The organism is Kordia sp., assembly GCF_022447245.1.
Lineage (GTDB): Bacteria > Bacteroidota > Bacteroidia > Flavobacteriales > Flavobacteriaceae > Kordia.
Window position 1 is genome coordinate 84,639 of sequence record NZ_JAKVBC010000015.1, and the last position, 17,982, is coordinate 102,620.

Here is a 17,982-nt window from a genome sequence, read left to right on the forward strand (position 1 = left end):
ACATGCATTTAATAGCAACAATACCAGGCGGATGGAATCCCGATGACGATGGTGTTTTTTATATAGAACAAGAACCTGGAGATATTATTTTTTTAAGTGCAGGTGATACTGAAATTCACACCGTTAACGAGGCGTATAAAGCATTGCATGCTCAAGAAAATGGACAACTCCCAAGTTTGCGTATGACAAATTTGGTATACCTAAAACAAGAGCTAACAATAGACAACTATCTGGAAGATGTGCTAGAAAAAGCAAAAGTCATTGTGTGTAGTTTATTAGGTGGATTGAGTTATTATAAATACCTAGTAGAATCGTTGGTAGTGCTTCAGGAAAATACGGATTGTGTATTGCTCTTTATTCCAGCGCACGAACCTGATTATGAGTTGATGAAGTTATCTTCTGTAGACATTCAAACTGTGCATGATTGTCGCCAATACTTGCAACAAGGAGGAAAAACAAATGCAATTGGCTTTCTAAATTATATTCGAAAAAGCTTCTTCAAAGAAACTGTACAACTCGATGCATTAGAGGTCATCGATGAATTGTTTTTATACAGATTTGACAAAGGCATTGTGCATCAGGAAATGCTTGATAGCTTGCTTTTAAAAGAACAACCGAATGTCGTTTTATTAGCATATAGAACGCATTATTTAGCAAATAACTTAGAACCTTTACAGGAATTGAGCAATGGTTTGAAACAACAAGGAATCAATCCGATGGTGGTGTTTGCAAACAATTTACGCGATCCAAATATCCTGATCAATCTAGAGAAACTGATCACCAATCATGGAAAACGAAACATTCATGCCATCATTAATACCACAGGTTTTACGATAAAATCATCCAACACTACAGACTTTATTTTTGATCGATTGGGAATTCCTGTATTACAAGCCATATTCTCTACCACCAATAAATCCGTTTGGGAAGATGGTTTATTTGGCTTGCCACCAACAGACATCGCCATGAATATTGCCTTGCCTGAAATTGATGGTCGAATTATTGGAAGAGCCGTTTCATTCAAAAAAGAAATTACCAAAGATGAACTTACGGATAGCACGATTGTAAAATACGAAGCACATGTGCCAGCTTGTGAATTCATGACACGTCTGGCAAAGAATTGGATTTCATTACAACAAAAAAACAATTCAGAAAAAAAGGTCGCCGTAATTCTGCCAAACTATCCAAACAAAGACAGTCGTTTGGCAAATGGTGTTGGTTTAGATACGCCCGAAAGTTGTATTGTGTTGCTAAATGCGTTACAAAAAGCAGGCTATACATTAGGTACACAACTTCCAGAATCAAGGACAGCACTCATGCATTGGATTACACAAGTTACAACCAATGATGTTAGTACCACGCAAACACGTCCGCATGCTATTGTGTATTCATTAGAAGATTTTAAAGCTCGATTTGCTACGATTTCTTCCGAATTACAAGAAAAAACACAAACACAATGGGGAAATCCTACGGACGATCCTTATTTTACAGGAGATGGATTTATTGTATCGGGATTTTTGTTGGGAAATATTTTTGTGAGTATTCAACCGTCACGTGGATACAATCAAGATCCACAAGCAATTTATCACTCACCTGATTTAGCACCAACGTATCAATATTTAGCATATTATTTTTGGTTGCAAGATACCTACCAAGCAGATGCCGTAATTCATTTAGGAAAACACGGGAACTTAGAATGGTTGCCAGGAAAAAGTGTATCGCTCGATCCTGAAACTTGTTTTCCTGCATTGTTGTTTGATGCCTTGCCACATTTTTATCCGTTTATTATCAACGATCCTGGAGAAGGAACACAAGCAAAACGTAGAAATCAAGCAGTCATTATCGATCATTTGATTCCGCCAATGACACGTGCTGAAAGTTATGGAAGTCTTATGAAGTTAGAACATCTAGTAGATGAATATTACGAAGCTTCTAATTTAGATCCGAAACGCTCTAGAGTATTAGAGCAATCTATTGCAAATTTGGTCAAAGAAACGCAACTGAATGTTGATTTAGGAATTACTTCAGATGATGTAGATGAACTTTTGGTAAAGCTAGATGGGTATTTGTGTGAATTGAAAGAAGCACAAATCCGTGATGGATTGCATATTTTTGGAAAAGCACCAGTAAATGAACAATTGATTGATTTGTTGATTGCATTGCACAGAATGCCAACATATTCGCAAAAAGGAATCACACAAGTATTGGCAGAAGATCTAGGCATTACAGAAGATATTTTAGGAACGGATTATGCAGAAAAAGTTAATCTTTCAATAGGAGAGAAGCAATGTAAAACCATCGGACAAACTGTAGAACAGTTAGAACTACTTGCCAAACAACAATTGATTGTGTATTTGAAAGAAGACATTGTATCGGAAACTTATCCAAAACTCAATGAACTCTTGGCAATCATTAAGAATAAAACCTTAGTTGCTGTCCAAAATACTACAGAAGAAATATCGAATCTACTGGAAGGATTGAATGGTTTGTATGTACCGTCAGGACCGTCAGGAGCACCAACAAGAGGACGTGTAGATTTGCTACCTACAGGACGTAATTTTTATTCGGTGGATGTGCGAACGATTCCGACAGAAACTGCATTTCGACTCGGTGAAAAAAGCGCCCAATTAATTATTGATCGTTACATCCAAGAACACGGAGAATATCCAGAAACTATTGGAATTTCAGTTTGGGGAACCTCTACGATGCGAACAGGAGGTGATGATATTGCACAAGCATTTGCCTTAATGGGCGTTCGACCTATTTGGAAAAATGCCAACCGACGTGTGACTGATTTTGAAGTGATTTCATTAATTGAATTACAACGCCCACGTGTAGATGTTACTTTGCGTATTTCTGGATTTTTTAGAGATGCTTTTCCTGATGTAATTAACTTATTCAATGCGGCAGTGACAAAAGTTGCACAGTTAGAAGAAGCACTGGAAGACAACCCGATTCGCAAACGTTTCCTAGCAGAAAGTCAGCATTGGACTGCCGAGGGATTACCCAAAGTAGAAGCCGAACAACGTGCTTTGTACCGAGTTTTTGGTTCAAAACCAGGTGCATATGGAGCAGGATTACAAGCTGTAATTGATGAAAAAAACTGGAAAACCCAAGAAGATTTAGCAAAAATATATATCAATTGGAGCGGATATGCGTATGGAAATTCTAAAAAAGGAGTCTCAGCGCATGAATCTTTTACGCATCGATTGCAAGCCATGCAAATTGTGATGCATAATCAGGACAATCGGGAACACGATATTTTAGATAGTGATGACTACTATCAATTTCAAGGCGGATTGGCAAATGCAGTAGCCACGGTAAAAGGTAGCAGCGCAGATATGTATTTTGGAGATCATTCGCGACCAGAAACACCGAAAGTCAAAACCCTAAAGGAAGAATTGCTAAAAGTCTATCGATCTAGAGTGATCAATCCGAAATGGATTGCAGGTGTACAACGTCATGGTTACAAAGGAGCGTTTGAAATGGCAGCGACGTTAGATTATTTATTTGCTTATGATGCTACCACCAATCTCATTGATGATTTTATGTATGAAGGTATTACAGAAAGTTATTTGTTAGATAAAAAAAATAAGGCTTTTATCAAAGAAAACAATCCTTGGGCATTAAAAGATATGAGCGAACGCTTGTTGGAAGCCATTCAACGAGGTATGTGGGCAGCACCTTCTGCTGAAATAAAAAAGCAATTAGAAGATTTGTATTTGGAAGGTGAAGGTGTTGTGGAGTGATGTTTTTATGAAATTTTGAATGCTGAATTTTGAATTTAAAAGTTAGTTATTCAATTTTAAAATACAAAAGCGTCACTTTGATTTCTGTAACAACAACAATTGATTTTCCAAAAGTTAGGTTTTTAGTTTGGAAGTGTAAAAGTGTAAATCATGGTAATATTTGTAATAGAAGCAAAATTAACATTGGTATACTTTCAAATTAACACATTGTTACATTAAAAAAACCGTCACTTCGAGTGATTTTTCGTAGAAAAATTGTATGAAGAAGTACTTTGAAACGTTCGTAGTATCAAGCAGTTTTCGATAGTTCTATTAAGCGTATCGAAATACATTTTCATTTCGCTTCGCTTCATGAAAATACTCGAACAGACGCTTGTTGTTTCAAATTTAGCATTTTAGAAAAGAAAAGCATAAGTTTTGTGGGATTCTGAGTCAAGCTCAGAATGACGTTTCAGTGAGTTAGTATCAAACTTTCAAATCAGTACATTAAAACCTTCACACAAAAGAAAAATCTAGATTCCAACAGCAAAACGATCCAGATTCCTGGTTCTAAAAAAAACTATATCCCCAAAATCTTTTTAATTTTATTCCCTAAACCGCTCTGTTTTTCACCAGGTTTTTCATCTTCTTCAAACAAAATACCTTTTACATTGAGGTGATGACCAACTTGCTCTTGACCTACATATTCTTCAAAACCAATCACTTGTTTTCGGTATTTGCACATCTGACAGTTCATATTAGCAACACCATTTTTAGCTTCTTCCAAACGTTCATCAAAAGCTTTCAAAATCAATTCATCCGTACCAAAAGGATCGGTATAAATATATTCACTATCAGATTGTTCTTCCATGGCAGTAACAGCAGCATAAATACGTTCTAACAATACACCCGTAAAAAAGAAAAACGGAATGACAATGGTACGTTTAAAACCTAATTTATCAACCATTGCCAAACTCTCTTTAATGTTTGGATACGCTGTCCCGCTATAACCAACAGTTGCAAAACCAAAGCCTAATCCTTCCCAAAGCATGTTCATCAATTTGGCAACATCACTATTGGCGTCAGGATCGGTAGTTCCGCGTCCTACTACAATTAAGCAAGTATCTTTACGATCAACTTTTGGATATTTTTTTTCAGTTTCTTGAATGCGTTTTGCCGCCAAATCCAATAAAAAAGAACTCACGCCAATATGTTTTGCCATTGAAATGGTTAAATCATCGTGATAGGTTTGTAATGTATTTAATTCAAAAGGAATATCATTTTTTGCATGCGATCCTGCAAATAAAATAACTGGTAAGGCATAGATTTTACGAACGCCATCCAAATACATACGTTCTACAGCAGCTTCATAGGTAGGATGATTAAACTCTAAAAAACCATAATCTACATCATAGCGATCTTGATACCGTTCTTTTAAGATAGCTACCAATCGTTTAAATGAGCTTACCGCAGCAGGTCTTCGAGAGCCGTGTCCACATAATAAAATCCCTTCTTTCATCTTTTTTCTTTTTCTTTTTTCAACAGAACTTAGGTGAATTGAATCACTAAAGTCAATTCATATCACAAATTTGATATCACTATTTTTCAATAGGTGTCGCTCCAATAATAAATACCACTGGCATTTCAATATTTGCTTCAGCTACATCTGCTTCAATGGTACCTAATGTTCCTGTAACAATATGCTGATTGGTGCGGGAAACATTAGAAATTGCATTTACAGGAATGGTTTCGTCCTTACAAACCTCTAATAATTTTGGAATAATACGATGTAAACTTTTCAATCCCATATAAATAGAAATTGTATTTCCTGCCTTTAACATATGTGCAATTCCATTCAGTTGTTCAAACGAATAATCTGCTGTATGTGCCGTACAAATAAGCATCGCATTGGAATGATTTCGTTCTGTAATTGGAATGTTTAAACTGTTGGCAGCTGCCAGCGCTGCTGTAATTCCAGGGACAACTTCAAAAGGTATCGTATGCTTTGTTAAATAGCGAGCTTCTTCAGCAGCTCTTCCATAAATATAAGGATCACCAGATTTTAATCGAACTACATTTTTTCCTTCATCGTAATATTTGTGAAGCAATTGATTAATTCGATCTTGTCGACTCACCTGATCTGTTTTATCACCAAACTTTCTTCCTACATATATTTTTTCTCCTTTTGTATTCAATTCTAGAATAGCTGTAGCTACCAAATTATCATGCAAGATAACGTCAGCTTCTGTTACAAGCGAATGTGCTTTAACAGTTAGTAATTCAGGATCTCCAGGACCCGCGCCTATGATCGTTACTTTGTGCATTTATTGAACTAAAATTAAAGGATCAGCATACTTATATGTATAGTCTAGCATGACCTTACTTTTATTATTGGATATTTTTTTAAAAGCTACTGTTGTAGCAGCTTTGAACTGCGGTGGAGTTAGCTTCGCTTTTTTCGCCGCTAAGATATAAAATGTTTCGCGTAGTGGATGCTCATCTGCACAACCATTGAAAATTTCTCCCCAAGCTTCTTTTGAGATAATAGCATCTATCAGTCCAATGCAATCATCTTGGTGAATTACGTTGATAGGCGCTTTTCCATTGGCGACTTCTTTTTTATTGGCTAAAAATCGCCCTGGAACTCTGTCGTAGCCAATCAATCCAGATAAACGTAAAATAGTCAAACGATTACCTATATGTGATTTTAAAATATTTTCGACAGCCAATACGGCTTTGCCAGATTCTTTTTCTGGTTGATTGTCAAGATCTTCCGTAACCCAATCATTGGTGTTTTGATATACAGATGTTGAACTCACAAAAATCACCTTTTGCGTTTCCCCAATAAAAGGCAAAATACTATTCACCTGTTCTTGATAAATGTCAATAATATTTGGAATCCGTTTTGGAGGAAAATTGATGATAACAATTTCACTTTCAGCTAAAAAATTAGCATATACTTCATCATCATGAGTTGTTCCCAATTTGAAAACATAGGATTGAATTCCTGCTGCTTCCAGTGTAGCTACTTTTTCTACGGAAGTCGTGGAACCTTTTACGGTATAATTCTGTGCAATGAAATGTTTTGCCAATGGCAAACCGAGCCATCCACAACCTAAAATACTGATTTTCTTAGTTTTCAATCGCTGCTACTATTTTTGGATTATTGATGTCCATTTGTAAATAAATACGTAACACATATTCCCAATGTGCTGTATCTTTTTTGGATATATGTAAAGATAGTAAATGCTTGCCTTTTTTATTTTTAAGTCGAATACACGCTGCATCTTCTAAATGATTTCGATCCCAAATAACTTCAGCAACACTCACTTTTCGATCTTTTATGACTTGATCAACCTCTGCTTCAATAGCTCTTGGAATAGGACCAATAGCTAGAATGATATCAGTTCCTTCGACAATCATGTCAAACGTATCTGTATAGGTAACGGTGTGTGGATTAGCGATTGTACTTATAGTTCCATCAGGAAATGAAACTCGTAAATTAGTTGGCGCTTCAAACAATTTTTTAAATAATGGATAGATGTATTGATCTGAAGCAGAGGAACGAGCAACTAGAACTTCACCAAACTCAGCATCATTTTTTTCTTTAAAAACTACAGGAGCTACTGTTTTTTCATTTTCTGTTGCCAACGCATCCCAACCTTCTTGATACAATAAATATTCGTCTACAGGTTGATTGTGTTTTGTGTGCGCATCGACAATTTCAACTGCTTTTTCTGGCGTTAGGTTTTTGTACCAATAATTGCCTGGTTGCACAATCCAAGTTGGCGCATCTTCACAACGACCGTTGCAACGTGTGCGAATACTGTGCGTATCATTCCATAATCCTTCATTTCGTAAATGTGCGCGTGCTTCGCGAACTGCCATTTCACTTTTTGCTTTTCGGCACGAACCACCATCACAAAATTGAAATGTTGTTGTTACTTTTGAAATATTTTTTCCCATTCGAGAATACAAATAAATTAAGCAGGTAACCTATAGAAAATGTACAAGGTATAGTATAAATTTTCTAACTCTTTACCCGAGAGTTATTAATCATGCTATGATTTAGGGCAGGTCTCCTGACTTGGCTTCAAAATATCGTCTTCCCACTTTTTAAAGCAGTGACTTTGTTGATAGTTTGTTTGGAATAAGCCTTACAGTTGCGGGAACAGTTTTGGATTTGCACCAAATTCCCTTTTCATTTTTATCTTCATAAAAAACCGTAAATCTGTTTGTAAAGATATGGCTTTTTATCGAACTCATTTACGCTTTTTTAATTTGCTAAGAAATTGCTCTTTTCAGTGCTCTTTTTATTTTTTTGCCTCGTAGCGCTGCTATGGAACTCATAAAAGCTTTCAACAACCCATAAAAATTTCTAATTTTCGCTTACATCTTAATAGTTTACATGAGTTCATTCAATAAAATTTGTAATAAACTTCAAGCGCTCAGTAATACTCGCTTTTGGTAGCATTATGATTGAAAAACCCAATTTTTGATATACTTCAATGATTAAATCTTGTAGCTTTGAAGCTTCTTCGAAAGATTGTAAACGTTGTGAATCAATAATATAGATTTCTTCCCAAATGGGCAATAAGAATACCATAGTATGATAGTAGTTCTTGTAATCAAATTGCTGTAGTTTTTTGGGGATAGGATGATTTTTGAGATTTAGATAGGCAATTGTATCTGCCAATCCACGATCTACAAAGGCATCTGATGTTAAAGGAAGTGCTAATTCTTGAACGATTTGTTGAGATACTAATTCTGTAAATCCGATAATGTCTTGCCAAGGAGTTTTTGTGCCATTTATGTTTTGTTGTGATACAATGACACGTCTTGATACTTCTTTAAAAGTACAATACCCTTGTTGCTGTAGCGCATTGAGTAAGGTTGTTTTTCCCGTTCCTGGGGCACCTGTAATAATATATCGCTTCATAAAACACTAATATATTGCAGCACTAAAATGCAAATGACACATAGAAGCGTTGTAGTATGATTGATGGTAGCTACCTTTTTAAATTCTGAATTTTCTATGATTCTGTCGTTGTCTCCAATATAGGGTTTGTCTACAAGTTTACCATGATAATAATTTGGTCCGCCAAATCTACAATCTAAAATAAAAGCCAATGCTGCTTCAGGATATCCTGCATTAGGACTTGAATGTTTGGTTCCTTCATGAAACACTTTTCCTATGAGATGAATTTTTCCCGTGATTATCAGCATTAATATTGCTGTCAATCGTGCAGGAATAAAATTCAGTACATCGTCTAATTTGGCAGCAAACTTCCCGAACTGTTCATAACGTTCATTTTTATAACCAATCATTGAATCGAGTGTATTTACCATTTTATAGAGCATCGCACCAGGAACACCTAAAAAGGCATAATAAAATAATGGAGCAATTACTCCATCACTTAAATTTTCTGAAAGTGTTTCAAAAACAGCCGTTTTCACTTGCTGTGCATTCAATTTTTCCGTTTCTCTTCCCACAATCCATGACAAGCGTTTTCGACCTTGTACAATCCCTTTTTTAAGTTCGGTAAAAACTGCTTTTCCTTCTTCAATCAAACTTTTATTCGCCAAAGCATAAAATAAGAAAATACTATTGAATACAACAAACGGAATTGTATAGGATTTCAGTACATAATTCACACCATAAAAAAATAGAAAAACACCACTACAAAGTACCATGGTAAGAAAAGCTCCTTTTGCAAATCGAGCTGTATTTTTATTGAGGATTTTTTCGCCAAAAGCAATCATATTTCCATACAATCGAATGGGATGCGGTAACCATCTTGGATCACCCAAAGCTAAATCCAATACATATGCAATGACCAACGGAAGTATATAAATTAAGGGTTCCATTGTTGCAATGCGTTGATTAATAATTGATTTTTTTCTGGAGTTTGACTCGCAATACGAATGTAATGTGCATCTAAGGTTCGAAAATTAGAAGCATCCCGAATTAATAATTGATGCTCATTAACAAGATATGATTTTAATGCAGTAGCTTTTGGTTCTGACAGTTTGACTAAAAAGTAGGTGGTGTCCGTTGGAATTACTTCAAAACCTTCTAATGCATGTATCGCTTTTTGAAGTGCTTTGGTATGTTGAAAACAAGTTTTAAAGTCAGGAGCCAATTCCGAATAGTTTTGAAATAGAAATTCACCTGCTTGCAATGCAATGGTATTGACATTCCATGGCATTTTATGTTTTATAAGTTTCGCAATGAGCGTTGGATTTGCCAATAGATAACCTAAACGCAATCCAGGAATGCAAAACAGCTTCGTTAATGATTTTATTAGGATAATATTCGTCCTACTTTTTAACAAAGAACCACAAGAAATCGCATTTTTTGTAAACTCCGTATAGGCTTCATCAATTATAAAGATGGTGTTTGGAAATTTTGTGCTGAGTTGTACAATTTCTTCAACCGTATTTTCAAATCCATCAGGATTATTAGGATTACAAATAAATGCTAATGTTGTTGTAAACTCGTGTTGTAAGACTTCATTTCTGTGGATAAATTCAATCTGTAGATTGTTGGCTTTTGACGCTTGCTCGTATTCAGAAAATGAAGGCATGCAAATTGTCACAGAAGCTGAATGAAACGCATTGGCGACCAAATAAAAAGCTTCCGTTGCACCATTGGTCACAATCGTTGAATTTGACGAAATGCCATGGTGTTTCTCAATCGTTTTTACCAAATATTCTGCACTTGGTGCAGGATAATTTTCAATATGTGGTAATTGTTGCTGAATGTACTTTACTAATTTTTTTGGCGCACCTTGATACCATACATTCGAGCTAAAATTAGCTTTAAATACGCGATCGCCATATTTGTACAAATCATCGCCATGTCCGTAATCAATCATAGAAGTATTGCTTTTAAAGTTCCATGTTTTTAATGATTTGATCTATAGCTATATGTTTCGTAAGATGTGCTGCCAGCTTATCATAGTTTTCTTCTTTGTACGCTTTATAATCAAAAGTTGTATCTGTTTCTTGAATGTCGAAATCGCTCAACAACTCGTCAATAATACTACTATTGTCAAAAATTCCATGAATATAGGTTCCCCAACAATGATCGGAAAGATAACCTTCTGCGTGTCCATTGATCGTATTGAGCGGTTGCTGTTTTGCTTCAAAAGTAGTCACACCCATGTGTATTTCATAACCAGAACATACGATATCAGATGCTTTGAAGGTAAATTGACATTGTTTGGTGGTTTTTTCGGCAGCCATGGTTGTATGTGCAGGAATAATGCCCAATCCGGGAATGGTTTGAATGTCATTTTCTACATGATGCGGATCGGAAATAGATGTTCCTAACATTTGAAAGCCACCGCAAATTCCAATAATTCTTTTCTTTTGTACGTGCGCATTTAAGATTTCTTGTGCGAGCGAAGCTTCTCGTAAAAACTGCATGTCAGCAATGGTATTTTTACTGCCTGGAATCATAATGATATCTGCTTTTTTCAAATCTTCAGCAGATCGTGTATAAAATACATGGACACGTTCGTCTTTTTCCAATCGGTTAAAATCCGTAAAGTTTGAAATATAAGGCAGTAAGATGACTGCAATATTGATTTTTTCTTTGGAAAACTGTTTGTGTTTATCTTCTAATCCTAGTGAATCTTCTTCTTCAATATAAATATCTTTCGCAAAAGGAACTACGCCCAAAACGGGTACATTGGTCAATTCTTCCAACATTTTTCTGCCTTCTTCAAACAGCGAAATATCGCCTCTAAATTTATTGACAATGATACCTTTAATTAATTTTCGTTCGTCTTCTTCCAATAGCGCAATACTTCCATACACACTTGCAAAAACACCACCGCGGTCAATATCAGCTACCAAATATACAGCAGCATTTGCGTGTTGAGCCATACGCATATTTACAATGTCACGATGTTTTAAATTGAGTTCGCTAATACTTCCTGCACCTTCTAAAACAATGGGTGCATACGAATTATTCAATTTTTTGAATGCCTTTTGTACTTCTTCAAACAGATATTGTTTGTTGTTGCCTAAAAAGTAGGCTCTTGCTGTTTGATCTCCAATAGGTTTTCCGTGTAAAATTACTTGCGATTTGTTGGCTCCTGAAGGTTTTAATAATACAGGGTTCATTTCGGTATTACAATCAATCTTTGCCGCTTCTGCCTGTACTGCTTGTGCACGTCCCAGCTCCAATCCGTCTTTGGTCACAAAACTATTTAAAGACATATTCTGCGCTTTAAATGGAGCAGGCGCATATCCTTTTTGTTTTAAAATACGACACAAGCCTGTGACGATAATGCTTTTACCTACATCAGAACCTGTGCCCACAAACATCATGGGACGTAATTTTTTTGCCATTCTTTTTCTTGTGAGTAGCAAAAATAATGGAAAAGCAACATTTGTGAAACTGTTACTTGATTATTTTACTGGATAATTGAGATTTGAATGCTCAAATGTCTCTTCTAAAATATTTTTAATTGCTTTCATTTTACAATTCACGGTTTTGTCTTAGCGTAGTTTACTATTTTGAATAAAAAATGAGTATTTTTACGCTCTTTAAAACACAATATTCATGATCTATTATATTTCGGGAGGAGAACGTTCAGGAAAATCTTCTTACGGAGAAAAATTAGCGTTATCATTGAGCGATACACCTGTGTATGTAGCCACTTCACGAATTTGGGATGATAATTTTAGAGAACGTATTGAACGTCACAAAGCTTCCAGAAATGACAATTGGATCAATAGAGAAGAAGAAAAAGTATTATCAAATGTCATACAAGAAGATGAAGTTGTATTGATTGATTGTGTGACCTTATGGTTGACTAATTTTTTTATGGATACGGATAGTAATGTAGAAGCTTCTCTAAACTTGGCAAAAGCTGAATTTGATAACATACGAAACATGAAGGCTACGATAATTTTTATTTCTAATGAGATTGGAATGGGCGGTCATGCCGCCACTCCGATTGGAAGGAAATTTACAGAACTTCAAGGATGGATGAATCAATATATTGCGCAGCATGCTGATAAAGCTACGGTGATGATTTCGGGTTTACCATTACAACTTAAATAAAAAAAACAGAATGATTGAATCTACTGCAAATAGAGAATTAGAACAACAACTAAGACATAAAATAGATACCAAAACAAAACCTATTGGAGCATTGGGACATTTAGAAACCATTGCTTTTCAATTGGGGAAAATACAAAACACCGTATCACCATCGATTCAAAAACCTTCTATTGTAGTTTTTGCGGCAGATCATGGTATTGCTGCCGAAGGTGAAGTAAATCCGTATCCACAAGAAGTTACCGCACAAATGGTGTATAATTTTTTGCAAGGTGGTGCAGCAATCAACGTGTTTAGTGTCACAAACAATATCAATTTATCTATTGTAGACGCAGGCGTGAATCATAGGTTTGAAGCACATCCAAATTTGTTGCATAAGAAAGTCGCTTTTGGTACAAAAAACTACAAATATTCGGCAGCGATGACTTCAGTAGAATGTGAATTGGCCATGCAACACGGAAGCGATATCATAGAGAACTTACACAAACAAGGATGTAATAGTGTTGGTTTTGGTGAAATGGGCATTGGAAATACTTCCGCGGCTTCGTTGTTAATGAGTTATATCACAGGAATTTCGATTGATTATTGTGTGGGAGCAGGAACAGGACTCAATACCGCAGGAATTGAAAAAAAGAAACAAGTATTGAACGAAGTTTTTAAAAAACATACGCCTCAAACTCCTTTAGAAGCCTTACAATGTTTTGGCGGATTTGAAATTGCCATGATGTGTGGAGCCATGTTAAAAGCAGCTTCCTTAAGGATGGTCATTCTTATTGATGGTTTTATCGTGAATGCAGCATTATTAATTGCTACTAAGATTGATCGAAACGTGTTGGATTATTGTATATTCTCTCACAGTTCAAACGAGCAAGGACACCAGAAAATACTAGATTATTTACAGGTACAACCTTTGCTAAGACTAGGATTGCGTTTGGGAGAAGGAACTGGTGCAGCTTTGGCATTTCCCTTAGTCCAAGCGGCTAGTAACTTTTTAAATAATATGGCAAGTTTTGAAATTGCCAATGTTTCCGAAAAATCATAAATGATCGTAAAACAACTTCATGTTTTTTTTAATGCGTTGGCATTCTTTACGAGAATTCCTAGTCCGAAATGGGTCGTTTTCTCTAAAGAATACCGTCAAAAAAGCATTGCTTATTTTTCTTTTGTTGGAATTATAGTAGGAGGTTTTGCAGCACTTGTATTTTTTGGAGCAAACTATATTTTACCAACATCTGTTGCTATTTTGCTAAGCATGGTCGGCAGTATTTATCTCACTGGGGCCTTTCATGAAGATGGTTTTGCAGATGTTTGTGATGGTTTTGGTGGCGGTTGGAACAAAGAGAAAATCCTACTGATTATGAAAGACTCTCAAATTGGCGCGTTTGGCGCTATTGGGTTGTGTTTACTTCTGGGATTAAAGTTTGCGAGCTTATATGAAGTACAATCAGAGTTTATTCCCATTGTACTGATTTCTGGTCATGCTGTGAGTCGATTCATGGCAGCTCTGTTGGTATATCAATTGCCCTATGTTTCTAGTAGTGAAACAAGCAAATCCAAAGATCGAGCTTCTAGAATGTCCAATAAAGCATTAGTCGTAAATATTATTTGTGGAATAGCTCCTCTATTCTTTTTTGAAAGCTATTTTGTGTTTTTATGTTTAATACCTCCTTTGTTGGGAATGTGGTTTTTAGCCTCAAAATTTAAAAAATGGATTGGAGAACAAACAGGCGACTGTGCAGGTGCTACGCAACAATTTTGTGAAGTTGTTTTTTATATGAGTTTATTGGTATTATGGAAATTTATTTAATACGACATACGACTCCAGCGATTGAAAAAGGAATTTGCTACGGACAAGCAGATATTCCATTGGTAGCAACATTTCAAGAAGAGTTTGACGCTATTCAAAAGCAACTTCCACAGAAGATAGAAACTGTATATAGCAGTCCGTTACAACGATGTGTACACTTAGCAAAAGAAATTAATCCTGTAATACATACGGATGATCGCTTAAAAGAGTTAGATTTTGGTGATTGGGAATTACAAGCATGGGACGATATTCCAAGAGCAGAAAGCAACGACTGGATGGAAGATTTTGTCAATGTCGCTCCACCAAATGGAGAATCGTATGTGGAACTTCAACAACGTGTCTTATCTTTTTATCAGGAATTAGTTGCAAAACCACACAAATCTGTCGTTATTGTTACACATGCGGGCGTTATCAGAGCCTTACTTAGTTATTTGCGAAATATACAACTAAAAGATTCTTTTAGTATTCAAGTAACGTATGGAACGGTATTTAAACTTTCTTAAAATATTGTAGGGTTAGCAACTTAGGTATTTACTACCATAGCGTATTCTTTCATAAACAAAGTAATATTCCTTAAATCTTCAATCAAAAAGTTCGAACTTTGAAAGCTCGCGGTCACAACAGCACTATAACAAATAGTGAAAAAACCTTGCAAACTATATGATTTGCAAGGTTTTGTAGTTTTTACACCCTAATAAAATTTGCTATTATTTCGCATATTTTAGGTTCGCAAATCGGTCAGCATTTCAAAAGCAAAAAAAATGCTAACCGAATAAGGGGCTAAGTAACTGTATTTCAATAGTTTTGATTTGATTTTCGTTTTAATTATTGTTTAATTTAAAGACAACAACTATGAGAACACAATCTTCTTTCGCTCTTTTGTTTTGGATAGAAGCACCAAGAACAAAAGACAATCAAGGTATGGTTTATGCACGAGTTACCGTTAACAGAAAACGAGTTAACATAAGCCTTAAACGAAAAGTAAACATTTCCGATTGGGATTCTACTTCAGGAAAAGTGTAAGGCAATAATCAACAAGCCAAATTATTCAACAAGTATCTGCAGCAAGTTCGTAATAAAGTGTACGAAGCTTACGAAGAGCTTGTAATGGAAAAGAAGCTTATCACTGCCCAAGCAATCAAATCAAGATTTTTAGGTGAAGATGGTCAACATAAAAGTATGTTAGAGCTGTTTGAGTATCACAATGAGATAATGGAAAAAGAACTTCATAAAGATACTATGAAACACTATCGTACAACTCAAAGATATTTAAAATGTTTATGTCCGAGAAGCACAAAACAAATGATGTGTTTCTAGATGCTTTAAACTACGCATTTATAGTAGATTTCGAACACTTTTTAAAAGCCTACCAACCAAACGACCACCAAAGAAAGATAAACAACAATACAGCTATGAAACACCTTCAAAGGTTTCGTAAAATGGTAACAATTGCGTATCATTTAGAATGGATAAATAAAGACACTTTTGTACGTTTTAAATCATCTTTCGAGAAAAAGGAAAGAGAATTTTTATCAGAGCAAGAATTAAAAAACTTAGAAGAATTTCACAGCGATATAGAAAGAATAAATGTTGTTAAGGACTATTTGTATTCAGTTGTTATACAGGTATTTCGTTTATAGATATGAATAAACTAACTAGAGAGAATATTGTAAAGGGAATTGATGGTAACGATTGGATAATCACAAAAAGACAGAAAACAAAAACATCTGTCAAAATTCCACTATTAGAAAAAGCAAAAGAACTTATCTATAAATATGAAAATCATCCAAGAGTAATTTCATCTAATAGTTTATTTCCTGTGCTTTCAAATCAAAAAATAAATAGTTACTTAAAAGAAATAGCCAATTTATGTGGTATTAAAAAGAATCTAACCTTTCATATGGCTAGACATACATTTGTTACTACAATTACATTAAGTAATGGTGTTCCAATAGAAACAGTTTCAAAACTTTTAGGTCATACTAAAATTGCTACAACTCAAATTTATGCTAGAGTAATAGAACGCAAGGTTAATGAAGATATGAATGTTTTAAAAAATAAATTGTCTAGCGCTAATACTAAAAACAGAAAAGCAAACTAAACACTCAAAAAACATTTTAATTCTTTAGAAGTATTATCTGTTTTCCAAACGGAAATAATATTGCGTTTAAATTCTTTATCAACCAGAGGCACATATACAACAGTATCAGAATGTGTCTTTGGTTTAGCCATAAGAGAGATACCTAAATTTGAGCCTACCAGTGAAGTAAGCATATCACTATGATTAGCTTTAAATACTACATTTAGATTTAAATTCTGTTGCTCAAACGCCTCTAAAACTTGTTTATTAAGCACACAATTTCCGTGTTCTATAAAAGGTAGATTATTGAGTTCTTCAAGTTTTAGTTGACTTTTATTATTAAGCTCATGTGTCTTACACAGCATAACATCAAGCTTTTCTTCGTAAACAAATTGTTTTGAAAACAAGCTATCATCTATTAGTTCATCTTGAATAAAGATGATGTCCAATTCTTGTTTTTTTAGACGCTCAAGCAATTCGTTTTGATTATCCTCTATAAGCTCAAAATTATAAGCTTCATAGAGTTCTTTAAATTTTTTCAAAACTGGTACAACAGCATCAGTATGATGAATTGTATTAAGCAATCCTATCTTCAAAGTTTTGTTACTATTCTCTTTAAATGAAACCTCAACATTGTTCCATAATGCTAGTAATTCTTTTGCCTTTGGCAGCAAAATCTCACCTTGTTTAGTCAGGTTAACATTTCGCTTGTCCCTATAAAAAAGCTTACAATCTAATTCTTGCTCTAACTTTTTAATTCCTGCTGAGAATGTCGACTGTACGACAAAGTTCTTTTCAGCAGCCTTTGTAAAATTTTTATACTCTGCTAGAGTCACGAAATATCTAATAAACTGAAGATTCATAATCCAAATATTTCCTGCAAAGATATTAATAAATCGTAATAATCGATTTATTTCATCTAAAAATTCTGTTTTTTAGATAAATAAAGTCGTCGTTACTTTGTACTAACAAAATTATAAACGACATGAAAAAACAATTTTTTGTAGTTGCAGAACTAATTGCACAAGAAGGAAAATTTGAAGAATTAAAACAAATCTTTGAAGAATTAGCAGAAGAAACAAGAAAGGAAAAAGGAGCTGTAGAGTACCTTTTTATAGAAGACCAGTCTAAACCAAACACACTTCTTTCTATAGAGAAATGGGAAAACACTGATGAAGAGGCAAAACACTGGGAAACACCTCATTTACAGAAAGCATTAACAAATGCAGATAGAATTATGGTAAACAACAGAGCTATAATACATAAAGGATTCAAAATTATATAAAAATAG

General features: G+C 34.9%; 18 protein-coding genes and 1 riboswitch. Of the genes, 9 read left to right on the forward strand and 9 right to left on the reverse strand.

Annotation, left to right across the window (positions count from 1 at the left end):
* The first annotated feature begins 2 nt into the window (after positions 1–2).
* On the forward strand, positions 3–3,749 hold the full coding sequence (cobN, locus tag MK119_RS12000; RefSeq protein ID WP_290678922.1) for a cobaltochelatase subunit CobN: 3,747 nt from the start codon (positions 3–5) through the stop codon (positions 3,747–3,749).
* A 559-nt stretch (positions 3,750–4,308) separates the two neighbouring features.
* Here the strand turns inward: cobN and MK119_RS12005 are convergent.
* The 8 genes from MK119_RS12005 to MK119_RS12040 all read right to left on the reverse strand — a co-directional run bounded on the left by MK119_RS12005 (position 4,309) and on the right by MK119_RS12040 (position 12,089).
* On the reverse strand, positions 4,309–5,247 hold the full coding sequence (locus MK119_RS12005; RefSeq protein ID WP_290678925.1) for a sirohydrochlorin chelatase: 939 nt from the start codon (positions 5,245–5,247) through the stop codon (positions 4,309–4,311).
* A gap of 79 nt (positions 5,248–5,326) precedes the next feature.
* Positions 5,327–6,052 (reverse strand): uroporphyrinogen-III C-methyltransferase, encoded by a 726-nt coding sequence (gene cobA, locus MK119_RS12010; RefSeq protein WP_290678928.1) that lies wholly within the window; start codon positions 6,050–6,052, stop codon positions 5,327–5,329.
* Positions 6,053–6,871 (reverse strand): SDR family oxidoreductase, encoded by an 819-nt coding sequence (locus tag MK119_RS12015; protein WP_290678931.1) that lies wholly within the window; start codon positions 6,869–6,871, stop codon positions 6,053–6,055.
* Positions 6,861–7,694 (reverse strand): (2Fe-2S) ferredoxin domain-containing protein, encoded by an 834-nt coding sequence (locus MK119_RS12020; protein WP_290678934.1) that lies wholly within the window; start codon positions 7,692–7,694, stop codon positions 6,861–6,863. Before MK119_RS12020 ends, MK119_RS12015 begins: the two co-directional genes overlap by 11 nt.
* Before the next feature lie 88 nt (positions 7,695–7,782).
* A riboswitch (cobalamin riboswitch) is annotated at positions 7,783–7,971 on the reverse strand.
* Positions 7,972–8,142: 171 nt separating this feature from the next.
* Positions 8,143–8,667, reverse strand: coding sequence for an AAA family ATPase (locus MK119_RS12025; protein ID WP_290678937.1), 525 nt, complete (start codon positions 8,665–8,667; stop codon positions 8,143–8,145).
* Complete coding sequence (gene cbiB, locus MK119_RS12030; RefSeq protein ID WP_290678940.1) at positions 8,664–9,596, reverse strand: adenosylcobinamide-phosphate synthase CbiB; 933 nt, start codon at positions 9,594–9,596, stop codon at positions 8,664–8,666. Before cbiB ends, MK119_RS12025 begins: the two co-directional genes overlap by 4 nt.
* Positions 9,584–10,606: an aminotransferase class I/II-fold pyridoxal phosphate-dependent enzyme gene (locus MK119_RS12035; RefSeq protein WP_290678943.1), complete on the reverse strand. Its 1,023-nt coding sequence runs from the start codon at positions 10,604–10,606 to the stop codon at positions 9,584–9,586. Before MK119_RS12035 ends, cbiB begins: the two co-directional genes overlap by 13 nt.
* A 13-nt stretch (positions 10,607–10,619) precedes the next feature.
* On the reverse strand, positions 10,620–12,089 hold the full coding sequence (locus tag MK119_RS12040; RefSeq protein ID WP_290678946.1) for a cobyric acid synthase: 1,470 nt from the start codon (positions 12,087–12,089) through the stop codon (positions 10,620–10,622).
* A gap of 214 nt (positions 12,090–12,303) precedes the next feature.
* Between MK119_RS12040 and MK119_RS12045 the strand changes: the two genes are divergently transcribed.
* The 7 genes from MK119_RS12045 (at position 12,304) to MK119_RS24300 (ending at position 16,712) form a co-directional block, all read left to right on the forward strand.
* Positions 12,304–12,807 carry a bifunctional adenosylcobinamide kinase/adenosylcobinamide-phosphate guanylyltransferase gene (locus MK119_RS12045; protein WP_290678949.1) on the forward strand — a complete coding sequence of 168 codons (504 nt, stop codon included), beginning with the start codon at positions 12,304–12,306 and terminating at the stop codon, positions 12,805–12,807.
* A 10-nt stretch (positions 12,808–12,817) separates the two neighbouring features.
* Positions 12,818–13,846, forward strand: a complete 1,029-nt coding sequence (gene cobT, locus MK119_RS12050) for a nicotinate-nucleotide--dimethylbenzimidazole phosphoribosyltransferase (protein WP_290678952.1) — start codon at positions 12,818–12,820, stop codon at positions 13,844–13,846.
* Positions 13,847–14,611 carry an adenosylcobinamide-GDP ribazoletransferase gene (locus tag MK119_RS12055; RefSeq protein WP_290678955.1) on the forward strand — a complete coding sequence of 255 codons (765 nt, stop codon included), beginning with the start codon at positions 13,847–13,849 and terminating at the stop codon, positions 14,609–14,611.
* Complete coding sequence (cobC, locus tag MK119_RS12060; RefSeq protein ID WP_290678958.1) at positions 14,596–15,114, forward strand: alpha-ribazole phosphatase; 519 nt, start codon at positions 14,596–14,598, stop codon at positions 15,112–15,114. The genes MK119_RS12055 and cobC overlap by 16 nt, the downstream gene beginning before the upstream one ends.
* Positions 15,115–15,463: 349 nt before the next feature.
* A complete protein-coding gene (locus tag MK119_RS24290) occupies positions 15,464–15,634 on the forward strand; it encodes an Arm DNA-binding domain-containing protein (RefSeq protein ID WP_366512802.1) in 171 nt (56 codons plus the stop codon).
* Positions 15,635–15,891: 257 nt separating this feature from the next.
* Positions 15,892–16,251: a phage integrase SAM-like domain-containing protein gene (locus tag MK119_RS24295; protein ID WP_366512804.1), complete on the forward strand. Its 360-nt coding sequence runs from the start codon at positions 15,892–15,894 to the stop codon at positions 16,249–16,251.
* A gap of 2 nt (positions 16,252–16,253) precedes the next feature.
* The gene (locus MK119_RS24300; RefSeq protein WP_366512805.1) at positions 16,254–16,712 is read left to right on the forward strand and encodes a site-specific integrase; all 459 of its coding nucleotides are present in this window, start codon (positions 16,254–16,256) and stop codon (positions 16,710–16,712) included.
* Here MK119_RS24300 and MK119_RS12070 read toward each other — a convergent pair.
* Entirely contained in the window at positions 16,709–17,554 is an 846-nt protein-coding gene (locus MK119_RS12070) for a LysR family transcriptional regulator (protein WP_290678961.1), read from the reverse strand. The two genes, MK119_RS24300 and MK119_RS12070, sit on opposite strands and share 4 nt — an antisense overlap.
* Positions 17,555–17,676: 122 nt before the next feature.
* On the opposite strand from MK119_RS12070, the gene MK119_RS12075 reads away from it, so the two are divergent.
* Entirely contained in the window at positions 17,677–17,976 is a 300-nt protein-coding gene (locus MK119_RS12075; RefSeq protein WP_290678964.1) for an antibiotic biosynthesis monooxygenase, read from the forward strand.
* Positions 17,977–17,982 lie beyond the last annotated feature (6 nt).